General features: G+C 40.5%; 19 protein-coding genes. 6 read left to right on the forward strand and 13 right to left on the reverse strand.

What is annotated here, in order from left to right; translation table 11 throughout:
- Nucleotide 1: 1 nt before the first annotated feature.
- On the reverse strand, nucleotides 2–448 hold the full coding sequence (locus IZT61_RS15360) for a nuclear transport factor 2 family protein (protein WP_196097933.1): 447 nt from the start codon (nucleotides 446–448) through the stop codon (nucleotides 2–4).
- A gap of 322 nt (nucleotides 449–770) precedes the next feature.
- Nucleotides 771–1,472 (reverse strand): SAM-dependent methyltransferase, encoded by a 702-nt coding sequence (locus tag IZT61_RS15365; RefSeq protein ID WP_196097934.1) that lies wholly within the window; start codon nucleotides 1,470–1,472, stop codon nucleotides 771–773.
- Between the two features lie 270 nt (nucleotides 1,473–1,742).
- On the opposite strand from IZT61_RS15365, the gene IZT61_RS15370 reads away from it, so the two are divergent.
- Nucleotides 1,743–3,443, forward strand: coding sequence for a DUF6600 domain-containing protein (locus IZT61_RS15370; RefSeq protein ID WP_196097935.1), 1,701 nt, complete (start codon nucleotides 1,743–1,745; stop codon nucleotides 3,441–3,443).
- 34 nt (nucleotides 3,444–3,477) lie between these two features.
- On the opposite strand, the gene IZT61_RS15375 is transcribed toward IZT61_RS15370, so the two are convergent.
- On the reverse strand, nucleotides 3,478–4,119 hold the full coding sequence (locus tag IZT61_RS15375) for an HAD family hydrolase (protein WP_196097936.1): 642 nt from the start codon (nucleotides 4,117–4,119) through the stop codon (nucleotides 3,478–3,480).
- A gap of 79 nt (nucleotides 4,120–4,198) precedes the next feature.
- On the opposite strand from IZT61_RS15375, the gene IZT61_RS15380 reads away from it, so the two are divergent.
- Together IZT61_RS15380 and IZT61_RS15385 are read left to right on the forward strand one after the other, a co-directional pair.
- Nucleotides 4,199–4,426: a YtxH domain-containing protein gene (locus tag IZT61_RS15380; protein WP_196097937.1), complete on the forward strand. Its 228-nt coding sequence runs from the start codon at nucleotides 4,199–4,201 to the stop codon at nucleotides 4,424–4,426.
- A gap of 61 nt (nucleotides 4,427–4,487) precedes the next feature.
- The gene (locus IZT61_RS15385; RefSeq protein WP_196097938.1) at nucleotides 4,488–5,888 is read left to right on the forward strand and encodes an MBL fold metallo-hydrolase RNA specificity domain-containing protein; all 1,401 of its coding nucleotides are present in this window, start codon (nucleotides 4,488–4,490) and stop codon (nucleotides 5,886–5,888) included.
- Between the two features lie 6 nt (nucleotides 5,889–5,894).
- On the opposite strand, the gene IZT61_RS15390 is transcribed toward IZT61_RS15385, so the two are convergent.
- Genes IZT61_RS15390 through IZT61_RS15405 form a run of 4 tightly spaced genes read right to left on the reverse strand, consistent with a single transcriptional unit; the run spans nucleotide 5,895 to nucleotide 8,340 of the window.
- A complete protein-coding gene (locus IZT61_RS15390; protein WP_196097939.1) occupies nucleotides 5,895–6,536 on the reverse strand; it encodes a response regulator transcription factor in 642 nt (213 codons plus the stop codon).
- A gap of 2 nt (nucleotides 6,537–6,538) precedes the next feature.
- The gene (locus IZT61_RS15395; protein ID WP_196097940.1) at nucleotides 6,539–7,330 is read right to left on the reverse strand and encodes a sensor histidine kinase; all 792 of its coding nucleotides are present in this window, start codon (nucleotides 7,328–7,330) and stop codon (nucleotides 6,539–6,541) included.
- Nucleotides 7,297–7,950 carry a hypothetical protein gene (locus IZT61_RS15400; protein ID WP_196097941.1) on the reverse strand — a complete coding sequence of 218 codons (654 nt, stop codon included), beginning with the start codon at nucleotides 7,948–7,950 and terminating at the stop codon, nucleotides 7,297–7,299. Before IZT61_RS15400 ends, IZT61_RS15395 begins: the two co-directional genes overlap by 34 nt.
- 6 nt (nucleotides 7,951–7,956) lie before the next feature.
- Nucleotides 7,957–8,340 carry a hypothetical protein gene (locus tag IZT61_RS15405; protein WP_196097942.1) on the reverse strand — a complete coding sequence of 128 codons (384 nt, stop codon included), beginning with the start codon at nucleotides 8,338–8,340 and terminating at the stop codon, nucleotides 7,957–7,959.
- A 289-nt stretch (nucleotides 8,341–8,629) separates the two neighbouring features.
- Here IZT61_RS15405 and IZT61_RS15410 point away from each other — a divergent pair, with 289 nt between their 5' ends.
- On the forward strand, nucleotides 8,630–8,860 hold the full coding sequence (locus tag IZT61_RS15410; protein ID WP_196097943.1) for a response regulator transcription factor: 231 nt from the start codon (nucleotides 8,630–8,632) through the stop codon (nucleotides 8,858–8,860).
- 659 nt (nucleotides 8,861–9,519) lie between these two features.
- On the opposite strand, the gene IZT61_RS15415 is transcribed toward IZT61_RS15410, so the two are convergent.
- From IZT61_RS15415 to IZT61_RS15425, 3 genes are read right to left on the reverse strand one after another with little or no spacing between them, the layout of a single operon-like run.
- Nucleotides 9,520–10,320 (reverse strand): ABC transporter permease, encoded by an 801-nt coding sequence (locus IZT61_RS15415; RefSeq protein ID WP_196097944.1) that lies wholly within the window; start codon nucleotides 10,318–10,320, stop codon nucleotides 9,520–9,522.
- Nucleotides 10,321–10,322: 2 nt separating this feature from the next.
- Nucleotides 10,323–11,231 carry an ABC transporter ATP-binding protein gene (locus tag IZT61_RS15420; protein WP_196097945.1) on the reverse strand — a complete coding sequence of 303 codons (909 nt, stop codon included), beginning with the start codon at nucleotides 11,229–11,231 and terminating at the stop codon, nucleotides 10,323–10,325.
- Between the two features lie 2 nt (nucleotides 11,232–11,233).
- Nucleotides 11,234–11,404: a hypothetical protein gene (locus tag IZT61_RS15425; protein WP_196097946.1), complete on the reverse strand. Its 171-nt coding sequence runs from the start codon at nucleotides 11,402–11,404 to the stop codon at nucleotides 11,234–11,236.
- Nucleotides 11,405–11,648: 244 nt separating this feature from the next.
- On the opposite strand from IZT61_RS15425, the gene IZT61_RS15430 reads away from it, so the two are divergent.
- Nucleotides 11,649–12,680 carry a sensor histidine kinase gene (locus IZT61_RS15430; protein WP_196097947.1) on the forward strand — a complete coding sequence of 344 codons (1,032 nt, stop codon included), beginning with the start codon at nucleotides 11,649–11,651 and terminating at the stop codon, nucleotides 12,678–12,680.
- Nucleotides 12,681–12,823: 143 nt separating this feature from the next.
- Nucleotides 12,824–13,573 carry a LytR/AlgR family response regulator transcription factor gene (locus IZT61_RS15435; protein WP_196097948.1) on the forward strand — a complete coding sequence of 250 codons (750 nt, stop codon included), beginning with the start codon at nucleotides 12,824–12,826 and terminating at the stop codon, nucleotides 13,571–13,573.
- Nucleotides 13,574–13,809: 236 nt separating this feature from the next.
- Here IZT61_RS15435 and IZT61_RS15440 read toward each other — a convergent pair whose 3' ends face one another.
- The 3 genes from IZT61_RS15440 to IZT61_RS15450 all read right to left on the reverse strand — a co-directional run bounded on the left by IZT61_RS15440 (nucleotide 13,810) and on the right by IZT61_RS15450 (nucleotide 15,857).
- The gene (locus IZT61_RS15440; protein WP_196097949.1) at nucleotides 13,810–14,547 is read right to left on the reverse strand and encodes a lysophospholipid acyltransferase family protein; all 738 of its coding nucleotides are present in this window, start codon (nucleotides 14,545–14,547) and stop codon (nucleotides 13,810–13,812) included.
- A 73-nt stretch (nucleotides 14,548–14,620) separates the two neighbouring features.
- Nucleotides 14,621–15,259, reverse strand: coding sequence for a nucleotidyltransferase (locus IZT61_RS15445; protein WP_196097950.1), 639 nt, complete (start codon nucleotides 15,257–15,259; stop codon nucleotides 14,621–14,623).
- A gap of 43 nt (nucleotides 15,260–15,302) precedes the next feature.
- On the reverse strand, nucleotides 15,303–15,857 hold the full coding sequence (locus IZT61_RS15450; protein WP_196097951.1) for an NUDIX domain-containing protein: 555 nt from the start codon (nucleotides 15,855–15,857) through the stop codon (nucleotides 15,303–15,305).
- Nucleotides 15,858–15,952 lie beyond the last annotated feature (95 nt).

Genomic DNA, 15,952 nt, shown 5'->3' on the forward strand with positions numbered 1-15,952 from the left:
TTTACTCCTCAAAATTATCGTAATAAGTAAAGTCCTTTGTAATCAATCCATTCTCGATCGTAAATATCGTGCAAATGGGCAATTCAAATTTAGAACCGTCCGGAGCTGTACCTGTAGATACAAATTCAACGATGATGTGTTTGTCTCCTGAAGGGTAAACCTGAAGTACTTCATCCCGAACATCGGCGAAAGTAGTACCCAATTCGCTATATTTTTTAACAATTTGATCTCTCGTCTGTTTAAAAGTTCCCTGTCCTAACGAGGGATCTTTAAATTCAGCCGTATCAGTATACATAGCAGCCATTTTGGGCCAGTTGTGCTGATTAAAATGTTCAAAATATTGTTTAATCAAAGCTTCATTGTTGGTAGTATTCATTTGTTGCTTTTTAGTGTCTTTACAGCTAACTAAAACACTGATGGCGAAAAGAGACAGAATTAATTTTTTCATTGACTGTAAAGGGTTAACGATTAAATTTTTGTATTATTTAGATTGGATAATCCCAATATAGGAAGAAATTCAATTTTCACCAACCAACTATTATCAGCTACCAGCTAGCAATTAGCAACGAAGCAATTACAATGAGCAATACCGAACCGTCATCGCATGAATCTAGCGTCAATACAAGGTATTCATCGGATGATTAATTAACGAATGAACCAATGAATTAATTAACCAATTACAATGAGCAATACCGAACAGTCATCGGTTGAATTTAGCGTCAATGCAAAGTATTCATCCGATGACTAATGAACCGATGAACCAATTTTACTTAATACATCAAAAATATAGTCGGCTTTTTATGAAGATCAATTTCTTCTTTCCGCCAGTTGTACACACTTTGCGTTTTGATAAATTCATCTTCGGCGGTGAGATTGCAGGCCACACAAATTTGCGTGTTGGGCTTGCAGCTTTTCAATACTTCTTCAAACAGCTGGTTATTTCTAAAAGGCGTTTCAATAAAAATCTGTGTTTGTTTATATCTGCTTGCAGATAAATCCAAATCCTTGATCCGTTTGGCTCTTTGTTCTTTATCTATCGGTAAATAACCCCAAAAAGCGAAGCTTTGGCCATTAAACCCTGAAGCCATTAAAGCGAGCAAAATTGAGCTCGGTCCTACCAACGGAACTACTTTAATTCCTCGTTTGTGCGCCTCGGCTACAATATCTGCACCTGGATCGGCAATGCCCGGGCAGCCCGCCTCACTCATTAAGCCCACATCCTTGCCCGCCTTTAACTCATTAAAAAACTGACCGAGATCATTTCGGTTATGTTTTCCGTAATCGTGAACGATCAAATCTTTTTGAGGGGTTTGTAAACCAGCTTCTTTTAGAAACCGACGTGCGGTTTTACTATTTTCAACAATGTAAGTATCTATCTGGTTAATGGTATCTACCAAATAGGGGGTAAAGGTTTTATGAGCTGCCTCTTCTGCCAGAGGTACAGGGATTAGATATAAGGTGCCATTTTGCATGATGCAAAAATACAATTATAGAATTAAGTTTTAGAATTTATAGAAAAGCAGAACATACTTTTTAAAAAATTTAATTGTAGCAAATTTTATTGGCGAATGACTTGTTTTCTGCACAATTATACTTTGCTTAAACCGTTATAAAAGAGTGAAATATGCCCCGGCTGGCGAGATCTGGCACAAAACGAAAAACTATGCATGCATATTAAACCTTTAATGCTGTTTGGCGCTCTAATTGATACACACAAGTTAGGTTATTAAATAAACACACAAATGAAAACACTGAAAAAATCGGCAATTGTGCTAGGGCTTTTTGCGCTCCTTGCCGGAACCACAACCTTAGTCAGGGCACAAGACTATCAAAACGACTACCAGGACGATGGTTATAGCACTGGAAACGTTTCTCTACAAACTTTTTACGACGAATTGTCGCCTTACGGCACATGGATTCAGGATCCGCAGTATGGTTACGTTTGGCGGCCTGATGTTGACCAAAGCGATTTCCGGCCTTATTATACAAACGGACGTTGGGCGATGACTGAATATGGAAATACCTGGGTATCTAACTACGATTGGGGCTGGGCACCTTTTCATTATGGCCGTTGGGTAATTAATAGTTATCGCCAATGGATTTGGTTGCCAGATACTACATGGGGACCTGCCTGGGTTGATTGGAGAAGTGGGGAAGGGTATTATGGTTGGGCGCCTATGGCACCGGGCATTAGCATTAACCTGAGCTTCGGCCGCAGGTATGTGGTGCCAGATTTTTGCTGGAACTTTATTCCGCAGGCGAGCATTTACGTTAATGTTTTTCCGAGATATAATTACGCCCGTAACAATGTTTACATCCGCAATACAACGATTATAAACAATACTTATGTTTACAACCGGAGAACGTATTATGGAGGACCAAGGATAGAAGATATTCGACGTGCGACGAATCGTAATGTAACGGTTTACAGATACTCGCAAAGTAGCAGACCGGGCGCCAGCAGAATCGAGAACAGACAAGTGTCTATTTACAGGCCACGACCTGAACGGAATGCAGTAAACAACAGGAGTGCTGCACCGAGAAAATTTGAGCAGGGTAACGCTGGTTTTAGCAGGGCAGGAAGAAATGAGGGTTACACGAATCGCGATTCGCGGGGTGGAAACAACAGCAACGACAACCGTTTTGGATCGAGAAATGACAATCGTTCTTCTCAATCAACCCGTGGAAATGATGCTACTATTGGCAGAGAGAATAACCGATCGAATGCCGATCGTGGCGAAGTTTATAATCGCAACAGTAACGGACGTGCGGAACGCGGAAACTCGAACGGAATTGAGCAGCGGAACCAGCAGCAAAACGCTAATCGCGGAGACTACCAACAACGGATGGAGCAAATGCGTCAGCAACGTGGTCAGGCGGATCGCGTAAGCCAGGATCAGCAACGGGCACAAAGAGATGTTCAGGCTTCTCAGCAACGTAATGAGCGGGCACAGCAACAACGCAGTGCGCAAGGTCAGGAGCAACAAAGGGCTCAACGTAACGAGCAAATGCAACAACAACGTGCTCAACAGGCGCAGGGGCAGGAGCAACAAAGGGCGCAGCGCAACGAGCAGATGGAACAACAACGTGCCCAACAAGCGCAGCAAATGGAGCAACAGCGGGCGCAGCGTAATGAGCAAATGCAACAGCAACGTGCTCAACAGGCGCAAGCCCAGGAGCAACAGCGTTCGCAACAAATGGAGCAACAAAGAGCACAGCGTAATGAGCAAATGCAACAGCAACGTGCACAGCAAGAACAGCAACAAAGATCGCAGCGAGAGGCCCAGGCTCAGCAGCAACGTGCACAGCAAGAGCAGCAACAAAGATCGCAGCGAGAGGCCCAGGCGCAACAGCAACGTAGTCAACAAGAACAACAACGAAGCAGCGGTGGCGAAAGAGGCAGCGCTCAAGGTGGAAGGCCAACAAGAGGTGGCAGAGGATAAGTTAAGGGGCTGAACCCTTAAAAGAGGTCAAGATTTAAAAGCTTGACCTCTTTTTTTGTCCTGTTATTTCTGGCAGGCTACTTAGATCGGTTCCGCGATAAGTTGTTTCGGCATCTGGATGAAGGTGATCCGGATCCAATAAAAAAGTTTCGATGCCCAGCTCCAATCCGAATTTTATTTCCGACTCTGCATCGTCGCCGATAATTAAAATGTCGCTCTTATTCAGGTTTTCCTTTTTAATAAATTCTGCAAAAGCTTCTTTTTTGCTCGTTTTAGCTACGTCAATTACAAAAACCGATTCGAAATCATCAGCAATTCCCAGCATTTTAACTTTTGATAACTGTTGCTTAGGGAACCCGGCTGTAAAGATAAATTTGCGTCCTTCCAACGCTTTGATGTAATGGTAATCTTCACTCGTTTGCAATGGCTCTACCACTTCTCTGTTCGCTAAAAACTCAACAGTACGCTCAGTAACGCCCTTATCGAATCCGTATTTTTCGGCTACCTTTAAAAACGGTGTCCGAAGCATTTCTTTTTTTGCCGATTGGTAATCGTGGTCTGAAATGCCCAGGTCTTCCTGATCAAGTAGATTGTAAAGGCCGCTCATTAAGATTTTTTCGTTTGGCTTGGTAAAGTAGATGGTGTTATCGAGGTCGATAAAAAATATATGCTTCATTCTGGATTAATTTTTGTAATATAAAAAAAATTAAAACACCAACAGGTGAAATATGTTTAATAACTAAATACTAAAAATCATGACAAAAGAAACAAAAATTATAGCAGGCGTATTGGCCGGAGCTGCATTGGGCGCAACTATTGCATTAGCATTATCTTCAGATTCGACTAGTGATTTAAAAGAAAAAGTATCCGATTTTTTTGCTGATTTATTAGATGCATCGAAAGACAAACTTGCGGGCTTTTCAGATAAGGCATCAGGCGTTGCCGACAAAGTTAAAGATAAAATATCAGAGGTAAAATCATAAGAAATTGAATTGCCGGAGAAAATCCGGCAATTTTTTTATAAATCATTCCCGCTACACCTAAATGAAGATTGCCTTTCATGGTGCTGCCCGTACTGTTACAGGGAGCAAGCACCTTATTACGCTAAAGAATAACACCCAAATATTATTAGATTGTGGCCTTTTCCAGGGAATGGGCCGCGTTACCGACAAGTTGAACGACTATTTCGGCTTCGATCCGAAGCAGGTAACCTATCTTGTTTTATCGCATGCGCACATAGACCATTGCGGGTTGCTGCCGAAGTTGGTGGCCGATGGTTTCAGCGGGAAAATCTTTTGCACCGCGGCCACAATGGACCTTGCACGAATATTAATGATGGATTCTGCAAAAATTCAAATGCAAGATGCTGAATTTTCCAATCGTCGACTGCGTGAGGGTGAAGAGATGGAGGAGGCGCTTTACACCGAGGAGGACGTGACTAAAACGCTCAGCCAAATGAAGATTGTGGAGTATGAGGAAGATTTTGAAATTGATGAAAATATCAGGTTAAAGTTTACCGATGCAGGTCACATTTTGGGAAGCGCTGCCGTCCATTTATCAATAAAAGAAGATGGTGAAATCAAGAGAATAACCTTTTCGGGCGATGTTGGCCGCTACGGTGACTTGTTATTAAAGAGTCCGCAAAAATTCGATCAGGCAGATTACATATTAATGGAATCTACTTATGGCGATTCGTTACACAAAGATCTCGATCCTATTGAAGACATGTTGCTGGAAATTATTAACGAAACCTGCAACGTTAAAAGAGGAAAGGTTATTATACCGGCATTTTCGGTCGGCAGAACGCAAGAGTTGCTGTACGCTTTAAATGGCCTCGAATTGAAGGGCAAATTACCCGATCTGCAATATTATGTAGATAGTCCACTATCGTCTAAAGCAACGGAAATTCTAAAAAACCATCCGGAGGTATATAATAATGGCGTTAAGCGGGTGATGAAAGTAGATTTTGACGTGTTTGCATTTAAGGGCCTGCGTTTTGTAGAAAGTGTAGAGGAATCGCAAAGCTTAAACGAGGATCGGAGACCGTGTGTGATTATCTCTGCATCGGGAATGGCTGAGGCAGGACGGGTGAAACACCACATCAGGAACAACATCGGCAATACCAAAAATACCATTTTAATGGTGGGCTACTGCGAGCCTAACTCGCTGGGTGGGCGATTGCTTGCTGGCGAAAAGGTTGTTGAGATATTTAGAGATGAATATGATGTGAAGGCAGATATTCGCTCAATTAAATCGATGAGCGCTCACGGCGATTATGAAGATTTGTTGCATTTTTTAGCTTGCCAAGACCCTGAAAAAGTAAGGCAATTATTTTTGGTACATGGCGAATACGATGTTCAGCAAAACTTTGCCACACGTTTAAAGGACAATGGATATAAACACGTAGCTATTCCTAGTTTTCATCAGGAATTTGAGCTTGAATAGTTCAAATTAAATCACGATCATTTTGTTCTTGATCCCATATACCACCAGGCCGGTTCGTGATTTTATATTCAATTTAGCGAATAGCGATTCGCGATAATTATCAATGGTACGGGGGCTCACATTCATTAGTTCGGCTATTTCCTTATAGGTTAGTTCGGAGCAGCAATGCTGCAAAAATGTGAGTTCCCGTGCCGAAAACGTAGGGTTGCTGTCGCCATCTTTCAGTGCCACCAGTAACTTTCCAGAAACGAGCTCATTTACGTAAAATCCTTTTTCTACAATAACCTTTATCGCGTGGAGCAATTCTAACGGAGTAGATTCTTTGAGCATGTAGCCGCCTGCGCCGGCTTTTATCATGCCAATAATGGCTTTTTCATCTTCGAGCATGCTCAACGCCAATACATGCATGTGTGGATAATTGGTTTTAACCCATTTGGTGGCAGCGAAGCCATCCATAACTGGCATGTTAATATCCATTAAAATCAGCTGAACAGCCGGGCTTTTTTTGAGCTTGGTTTGAAGATCGGCGCCATTAAAGGCTTCAAATGAAATGTCGATTTCATCGAATTCGCCGAGTAAACTCGCCAGGCCAGAGCGGAATAAGGTGTGGTCATCTACCACGGCTACAGAAATGCTTGGTGTTATCATAATTAAGGATAAGGAATTTCGATTGATATTGCTGTGCCTTTGTTGGGTGCCGATTGGATGTTCAGGCTTCCTTTAATCATATCAACCCGCTTAAAAATTGAACTTAAGCCCATGCCTGTCTTTTTTTCTTTAATTTGTTCGTAATCGAAACCGATCCCATTTTCTTTCACAGTTAGTTGCAGTGTATTATCGCTAAATGAAGCGGCAATTTCAATTTCGGTTGCCTGGGCATGTTTAATAATGTTATTAATAATTTCCTGAAGCAGACGCAAAATGATCAGATCTTTATTGGGCGATGTAACTGATAAGCCCAAAAGCTGATTGTTGATAATGAGCTGATAAGTACCAGCTTTGTTTAACCAGTTAATTTCTTGTTCGATGGCGTTACCAAGGCCGTTTTCTACCAATTGCTCGCCATGCAGTATTTTGGCAAGTTCTCTGAGCTCTTTTATTGAATTGTTGACCAGAGAAAGTGAGTTTTCAATTTTTTTTCTGGTCTTTTCTGTGTTCGAAAGGTCTACTGAGTTTAACGTTAAAGTGGTTAAACTCAGTAGCTGCCCAACGTTATCGTGCAGTTCTGTGGCAATACTTTGCATCGTCTGATCTTGAACTTCTACCAGCGTTTGAAGAATTTCTGCCTCAAATTTTTGCTGCATGGCGGCTTTTTCCAGCAAATGGTTTTTCCGGTATTTGATACTGATCTTAATGTAAAAGATCAAAAAAACGGGCATCAGTAAAAATATCAGTGTCGATATTCCAACTAAGATAACGATTTGCGTTGTTTCGCTCTGCATATAAATGAATAAGCCCAAAGGCCGTACAAAATAAGGTTAAGAACATTCAATATAATGTACCTAATGCTGAATGCGCCAATTTTAATGCTCATGAACAACTTCAAGAACAAATTAACCGTAGTACTGCCAAAATAGTAAAACAAAACCGCCGTTAACCACCAAAACTCTGGATTTCCGCTTATTTCTGGTACTTCTTCGCTGGTTAAGAGCAAATAGTAATAGTAAAGGCAATAGAGTACAAAAATAACCGACATTACGCTTACAACTACTTGGTTAAAGACCAGTATCCCATTTTTGATAATAAACCCAAAGTAGAACGCATAGATAATTGAAGTTCCTATGGCGAGTAATACTTTCGCATTGGTGTATTTGTTCAAACAGTGGTAAATTCCGTAAGAGATAAAGCTAGCCTCGAAAAAGACGAAGATATTAAATACCCAAAGGTTGTTGTGATACTTAGAGGACACGTACCTCCCGATAACCATTTCGGTAAGACAAACCACGATAAGATATGCGATGTTATTTCGCCAAAACAGATTTTTGTCTTTTACAAGGAATACCGTTGCCGTGGTGAGGCAAAGTAATTCAACAGTGGTTATAGGGCTAAGTATTGCAGACATTGCTTTCTAGAGTGTTACACCGTTACACTCGTCTGGGCACATTTCGCCTCTGTTGCCAATATCGCCAGTATCATCATCGTGAGGCCCTTCGCCACCAACAGTGCCCTCAACGCTGGCAAACGTTGGAACAAGTAATAGCGTGTTTCTGCCGACATGAGATTCTGGTAAATCTGGTAAGGTATTCTCAACGTACTGTGCAAAATAGATTCTTAATCCGTCGTGCTTACCATCGCTTATCGTTTTGGCGATATTTAAGATTTGCTCTGCGGGAAACCATACAGCCTTAGTGTAAGATTTTGAATTCAATGCTGCGGTTTCTTTTGCATAGGCGTTAACCATTTCTGTCGCAATCGTGGGATCGATAGATTGCGAGCTTAATTTTTGATCCATAAATAATAGGGTTTGATTTTGCGTTAAAAATCGATAATAATAAGCGCTTGGGCAAGTATTTGATAAAATAAAATACCGTAAAATTACCCTTTTATTTAGGGCGAATTACCGTGGAAATGTATTACTCTGCGTACTTACTTTTGATATTATAACGGTTACTGAGTACGTTGCCGTTATTGAAATAAGGTCGTCTATCTTCAAATTATTGCACATCAAGCTTGTTGGCTCGTTTTGAGATAATGCGGTCCTTTTTGTTTTTTAAAAACGGAATTATCCAAAATTTCATAAAATGATTAACAAAGTTCTGCTTCAGCAAAATCATGTCGCTATAAGTGAGCGAGAGGTTGAAATAGTGCATTTATTATCTATGGGCTACAACAGCAAGGAGATTGGCGAAATGCTGTTTATAAGCGAGCATACAGTAAATACACACCGAAGAAATATGGTTAGAAAACTCGATTTGAAAAATTCGTACCAGCTTATTGTCTGGGCCTTTAAAGAAAGAATATTGTCCTTTTAAAGGATTGAAAATACATGTAAATGACGCACCTCTCTCACGCAAAAAGCCTGCCTTTAATAAAGTGCAGGCTTTTGTTTTTTAAACAGAAGGATGGCGTAGCTATCGGATGAGTGGTTTAACGCTGTCATACTGATTTTAAATTTATTGCATGGAAATCGATATGAACGACGTTCTTAAGTTGATCGTCATTGCGAGGAACAGCCTGTCGCGATTTCTCTTGTCTGTGGACCCATCTGTAGAACATTTGATTTATGACCTCGAATAATTTGAATTATGGTCAAATTTCATGGCACTATCCAAAAACGGTCGTCATCCTCAGCTTGTACCGATAGCTATCGGTAGGGCATCCTAATGCACAAATTTAGGCGCCTTGCATTAAGATTCCCGCCTGCGCGGGAAAGACGAACAGCCGAAAGGAGATGTGTCTATACTATATGATTTTTCGGGAAAGCAACCTCTTTTCATAAATCAGATTGCTTACCGATGAAAAATCGGCACAGGTCAGCTCGCACAAGTCCTGCCTCGCTACAAAGTAACCTTTGGGGATGAGGAACGGTCTCATCTCTGTCCGTAGCCCGCTCGTCTTTTCGACTGTGGCAACGCGGAACGGAGAAATCTTTTAACGATTTAACGAGAGAATATGAACTTCGGTCTATTAACTATTTAATACTTTTTTTAGTTACGATGAAATAGCCAATTACAAAAAGAGCCACGGCATAAATTAAGCTCGTGTAAATTGCCTGGTTAAAAATCTCAATGTTTGCCGGGTTGGATAGATTTTTGGCTGAAGAACTACTACTTAGCACTAACGATGGATGGCTATAAGGGATCAGGTAAGCATATTTCCAGCCCAAATTGCCTGTAATTATACCCATAATGGTGCCCACAAAGCCGATTCCCATTGGCTTTAAAAAATCGCCCCAAAGCAAACTAAGTATAAATTGAATGGATAAGATACCTAAAGAGGAAAGAAACAGCTTGATATAAAACTTGATTAAAAGTGGGGAGGGATCGTATTGATTGAAATTATACCTGGGAACAAGCGCCTGAAGTAAGTGACCAAAGGCAAACGAGAGCACGCCGAACAAAAACAGACAGATAACCACCAGTATTACGGCATAAAAATACTTGGCGGCATAGATAGATAGTTTATTTAAGGGTTGGGCGAAAAGTGTTTTCCAGGTATCGTTCTTATGTTCGATATTGTTGACCGAAAAAGCCATAAATATGACGTAAAACGGCAAAATCAATATACCCATTACGCCAAGCGCAGCACCAATGTACCGCAACCAGAGCATCATTGGCGGATAATTTAGGTTCAGAATTTTATCTGCATTGGTATAAAAACCAAAAGAAACCAGGCCGCAAACAACGAGCGGTAATATAATTGCAGCCCAAAATGCGAGCGTTTTTCTGGATTTGTAAAACTCAGAAACGAGTGAAATATAAAAAGAGCGCATGTTTAATTGGTTTTGGTAATGGCTAAAAACAAGTTCTCGAGGTCTTTACGCTGTCTGGAAAGGCTGCTCACGCTGCAGCCACGTTGTACAAGCAGCGTGTTGATCTCGCCGCTTTGGCTTGCAGAGGAGAATGGAACTGTAATTCTTTTTTCTGTTTGTGAGATGATTTCAATGCCAGCTTCGCTTAGGAGGTTGCTTGCTAACTCGGTTTGCTCCACCTCTATTTCGAGCATGGGTTTACTTAGTAAGTGCAATTCATCAATAGTGCCCTGAAACAACAGTTTGCCCTTATTTATGATGCCAACGTGTGTAGCGGTTTTTTCTATTTCGGCCAATAAATGGCTCGAAACCAATATCGTTTTACCATGGTTGGTAGCCAGATCAACCAATAAATTTCTAACTTCGATAATGCCGTTCGGGTCGAGGCCGTTTGTAGGTTCATCTAACAGCAGCAGTTCAGGATCGGAAACCAAGGCCAATGCTATGCCAAGGCGTTGTTTCATCCCCAGCGAGTATTTGTTCGATTTTTTGTTTGCCGCATCTGATAAGCCGACCAGGGTCAACATTTTTTCTGCCTTATCCTTTTTAATACCTAAAATGATGCAGCGGTTAATCAGATTCTCTTTTCCGGTAAGGTGGCCGTAAATTGCCGGCTGTTCTACCAGTGCACCCATTCGCTTTAAGCATTGAATGCGGTTGTTGTTAATTTCTTTGCCGAAAATGAAAACCTGATCTGCGCGAGATTTTAGCAGGTTGAGCAATATTTTTATAGTAGTGGTTTTACCGGCGCCATTTGGCCCCAAAAAGCCATAAATGCTGCCTTTAGGCACCTGTAGCGATAAATCGGTTACAATGGCCTGGTGGCCAAAGCTAAAATTTAAACCTGCGGTTTGGATGGCATAATTACTCATCCTTATTGAAAAATAGCGGTAGCTTGTTTAACAACAGCAGTTGAGGTTTTAGCAGGTTTTACCACTAATTCTGTTTCATTGCGATTGGCATTAACGGTAAAGGTTAAAATAATCATCATAAAAACTGGTACTAATAAAAGTAAAAATGGCGATGTATTGGCTAACTTTTTCATTTCGTTTCGTTTTGATGATTCAAAGGAACAGAATGAAAATCGGCTGCTAAAATGTATTATACCAAGTGTTCAAGATTCTAGATCAACGGCCATTTTGGGCGTTCGTCGATAAATTTTGCCATTTGGACGGTTCGTAGAAAAAAAATGCCCGTTGGTAGATTGTTTGCTGTTAAAATATAAAGTTTATTTATTTTGGTTGCATAAAATAAAGCAGGGAGATTTGTTCCTGTTTAATTAAATATAAATGAAAAAAAGCAAAGGGCCTTTAATACTGCACGCATTATATTGGGCGGTTATCGTGTTCATTATTATTTTGGATGTTTTTTTTAGCGCGGAGAGAAACACGACCAAACATGTTGTAATTTCGATACTGTTATTTGGCGTCATTAACGTTTCTCTGTTCTATATTAATTACCTCATTCTTATCCCTCAATTAATTAAACGGAAGAAGAAGTATTTCCTATACATCCTTTTGTTCTTGCTTTTGCTGGGTGCGGCCTCGTTAATAAAAACGGTAGTTGCAGTGCTAAATCCGAAAGATATGATGGATTATGTAATGGAAGGGAAAAAGAAAACCTGGCCGGCAGATCAGTATTTTTTTGCACAGTTATTTATTTGTGGTTTCTTTTTAGTTTCGAGTTGCCTGATTAAATTTGCGGCAGATTGGTTCTCTAACGAGCGCATTCAGCGTGACCTTGAAAGTGAACGACGAGAAATGGAACTGCAGTTTTTAAAATCGCAGCTCAATCCGCATTTTCTTTTTAATTCGCTAAATAATATTTATTCGCTTGCTTACCAAAAATCGGATAAAACAGCCGATGCAATTATGAAGCTTTCAGAAATTATGCGTTACATGATTTACGAGAGCAATACGCCCACTGTTGATTTAAGCAAAGAGGTTGAGTATTTAACGAACTACATTGAGCTACAGAAAATCCGTTTTAAAGATGGTGCATTTATCGAACTTACCTTAAACGGCGAAATTGATTCACAAAAAATAGTTCCTTTAATGCTGATCAGCTTTGTAGAGAATGCATTTAAGCACGGCGTAGTTAACGATCCCGAAAACCCGGTAAAGATCAATATTATTGCAAACCAGAAGATTTTGCACTTCAGTGTGATTAACAAAAAGAACCAGCAAAATAAAGATGCCCAGGGCGGGGTGGGGCTAACTAATGTGGAGCGTAGATTACAGCTTGTTTACCCCGATAGATATAAATTAAATGTTGTAAATTCGGCTACTCATTATACGTGCGAACTAATGATTGATATTTAAATTAGATCTGATGTGAGACAGGACATCTGAGACGGGAGACATTAGATGGAGGATGTGGGAAATGTTATCGTCCATACGCATCTCTCAAATCTTTCATCTCAGGTCGCAAATCTATAATCTCACCGCTAAAATTAAACCTAAAAATGAACCTAAACTGTATTGTTGTTGATGATGAGCCTTTAGCGCTTGATATTTTACAGGATTATATTTCTAAAGTGCCTTTTTTAACTTTGGTTAAAAGGTGCGAAAACCCTATTGAAGCGCTGCAAATTGTTCAGGCGGGAGGAATTGATCTGGTGTTTTTGGATATTCAAATGCCGGAGTTAACCGGAATACAGTTTTTAAAAATTGCGGGCAACAAAACGCACTACATTTTAACAACGGCTTACCCTCAATATGCTTTGGAAAGTTACGATCTCAACGTTTCTGATTATCTGCTTAAGCCGATTGCTTTTGATAGGTTTTACAAGGCGGTAGAAAAAGTGCATAATCAGGTTAAGCCAGTTGAAGCTCCTGCCAGTGTTGCGCAACCCATCATTACTCCAGCGCCATTTTCGGGGCCGCCGAACCCGGTACAGGATTACATTTTTGTTAAGACTGAACACAAGATTCAAAAGATTTACCTACATGATATTTTGTACATCGAAGGTTTAAAGGACTACATTTCTATTTTTACCAAAGATGAACGTGTGATTACGCTTCAGAGCATGAAAAAGATGGAAGAAGCCTTGCCGCAAAGCCAATTCATCAGGGTGCATAAATCGTATATTGTTGCGGTCGACAAGATAGAAAGTATTGAAAGAAGCCGGATAACCATTAATGAAAAGATTATTCCGGTTGGCGATACTTACCGCGATGAGTTTTTTAGGGTTATCGGCAATAAGAATATTTAGTCGGGAGTCAGAAGTCTTTAGTCGTGAGTCCGAAGTCCAAAGTTAATATTGTCGAATTGCTGAATAGTCCGCAGTCGAGCGTTCAGGGATGGGATCGGGTTTAAGTGTTCGTTCATCCCGTCATGCTGAATTTTTTGCCCTTCGACTCCGCTCAAGGTGACATATCACGGATTTTATGATTAGCACAATGAGTTGATGGAAGAAACGAATACTTAACTTGTTGGTGAAATATTACCCTACACTTGCCCGAGCAGCTTTCTGATTTCGGTTTCAGCTTCTAAAGTAATCTCGTTAGCGGTTTTTCCTTCTGGCTCAATCGGTTTTAAGATAGTCCACTTTAACGCGTTGCCAGTAGTAAGAGGATACGTTCCAAACCGAACAATTTTCCACGAATTTTCTATTGCGACTGGCACCACGAGGGCATTCGGTACAGCCTTTAAAATGGTGGCAATTCCTCCAAATTGGAATTGTTTAACCTGTCCGTCTTTGGCTCTTGTGCCCTCAGGAAAAATAACCGTACTCCAGTTGTTTTCCTTCATTCGGCGACCGAGTTTTATGATTTCGGAAATGGCCTGTTTATTGTCTTTTCTGTTGATGTTTGCGCCGCCACCCAGGCGCAGGTTTATCGATATGGAGGGGATGCCTTTAGTTAACTCAATTTTGGAAATAAATTTTGCACTGTGTCTTCTTAAAAACCAGATCAACGATGGAATATCGTACATGCTTTGGTGGTTAGCGGCGAAAATAATCGGCCGATCTGTTGGCAGCGTGTATTCGTTTTTGAAGCTGATCGAATTTAAAAGGAGTAACTGGCAATAGGTAAGAAAGAAGTTTAAAATATCTACCGAAACTTTGTGCGCCTTGTAGCCAAAAAGTTTGTAGCAAATCCATTGAATGGGGTGGAAAATGCAAAGTGTTAATCCGAAAAAGAAATAGAAAACAGGACTTAAAATGTAGCCGAAAAGCTTACTCATTTAATTAATTATGTTATAATGTTGCTTTAATAATTGTTTGGTGTTTATAGCGTTACAGTTCTTAAACTTAATATTATCGCTGCGGCTTCTTCCTCTTAAGCGTGTTTGATTCATCACGTATTGGCGCATTCAGTTTTCTTTCTTCTGCAATCAATTTTAGTGTATGTATATCATCGTAATCTTTGGGGCGTGCCGACGACAATTTGTTCTTTATCAAATCGTCATAGCCTATAAACTTTAAGGAAATATCGTTATACATTGCGTCAACTTTGTCGTTATACGCAGTTTGAAAATCATACACCCCCGAAATATCGACCAATATTTCTATTTTCTTAAAACTGATCGTATCATGTGGCAATTTTATCGGTTCTTGCTTTGCCAGATATACTCCTTTTAGTATACTAACATCAAAACCAAACTCGTCAATAGCAGTAAGCAATCTCGCAAAGTTAGCCTTTTCGGGGTTTATCCATAAGTCCATATCGTGCGTAGTTCTCGCATAGCCATGAAAGTTAACCGCAAAGCCTCCTATCAACAAATATTCAACCTCATGCTTATTTAATAAGGTAATAAAGTTAAGGTAGAAATCGTCGGTAATATCCATGAGCTTGTTTTCGTTTTTTATCCAATGGCTTTGCATATAAAAGAGTGCGTCCATCCGCTGGCCGGCAGTGGAGTTTGCAAATTCTGATATTTCGGATGTACGACCCATTGTTGGTGAGTAGATTAACAATTTATATCAACAAAGATAATCATTACAATTCGCCGTTTAAAATCATCAGCTTGGCTTTTAAAATTGCAGCCACACTCATTGAGTCGGTTATTTCTCCGTTTAAAACCATTTGATAAGCAGCGTCAAAAGGGATCTTTTTTACAACCAGTTCTTCCGTTTCCTCTGGCATTGCTATTCCCTGTATTAAATCGGTGGCTACATAAATTATGGCATGTTCATCGGTTACCGAATTGGAAAGGTGCAGCCTTTGAATTTCCTTCCAATGTTTGGCGCTCATGCCGGTTTCTTCTAAAAGTTCCCTTTTGGCACTCTCTAAGGGTGCTTCGGTAAAAGGACCGCCGCCCTCGGGAATTTCCCAGCTGTAGGCCTTTAATGGATACCGATATTGGCCTACCAACCAGGTGTTGTAGTCTTCATCTAAAGGTAAAATGCCCAGCGCTAAGTTTTTAAAGTGAATTTCGCCGTAGATTCCCTTGCCACCCGATGGATTAATTACCTGATGCTCGGTTAATCTGATCCAGTTGTTATCATATTTAAGTTCACTCTCGAGGGTTTTCCAGGGATTGATTGCTTCCATAATGCAAGGTAGTAAAAAAAGAAGCCCCTCGCTATGAAAGTTAGCGGCTGGGCTTTCTTCTTCATAAAAGACCATTAATTAGCTCTCTAAGGCGC

Source organism: Pedobacter endophyticus (assembly GCF_015679185.1).
Lineage (GTDB): Bacteria > Bacteroidota > Bacteroidia > Sphingobacteriales > Sphingobacteriaceae > Pedobacter > Pedobacter endophyticus.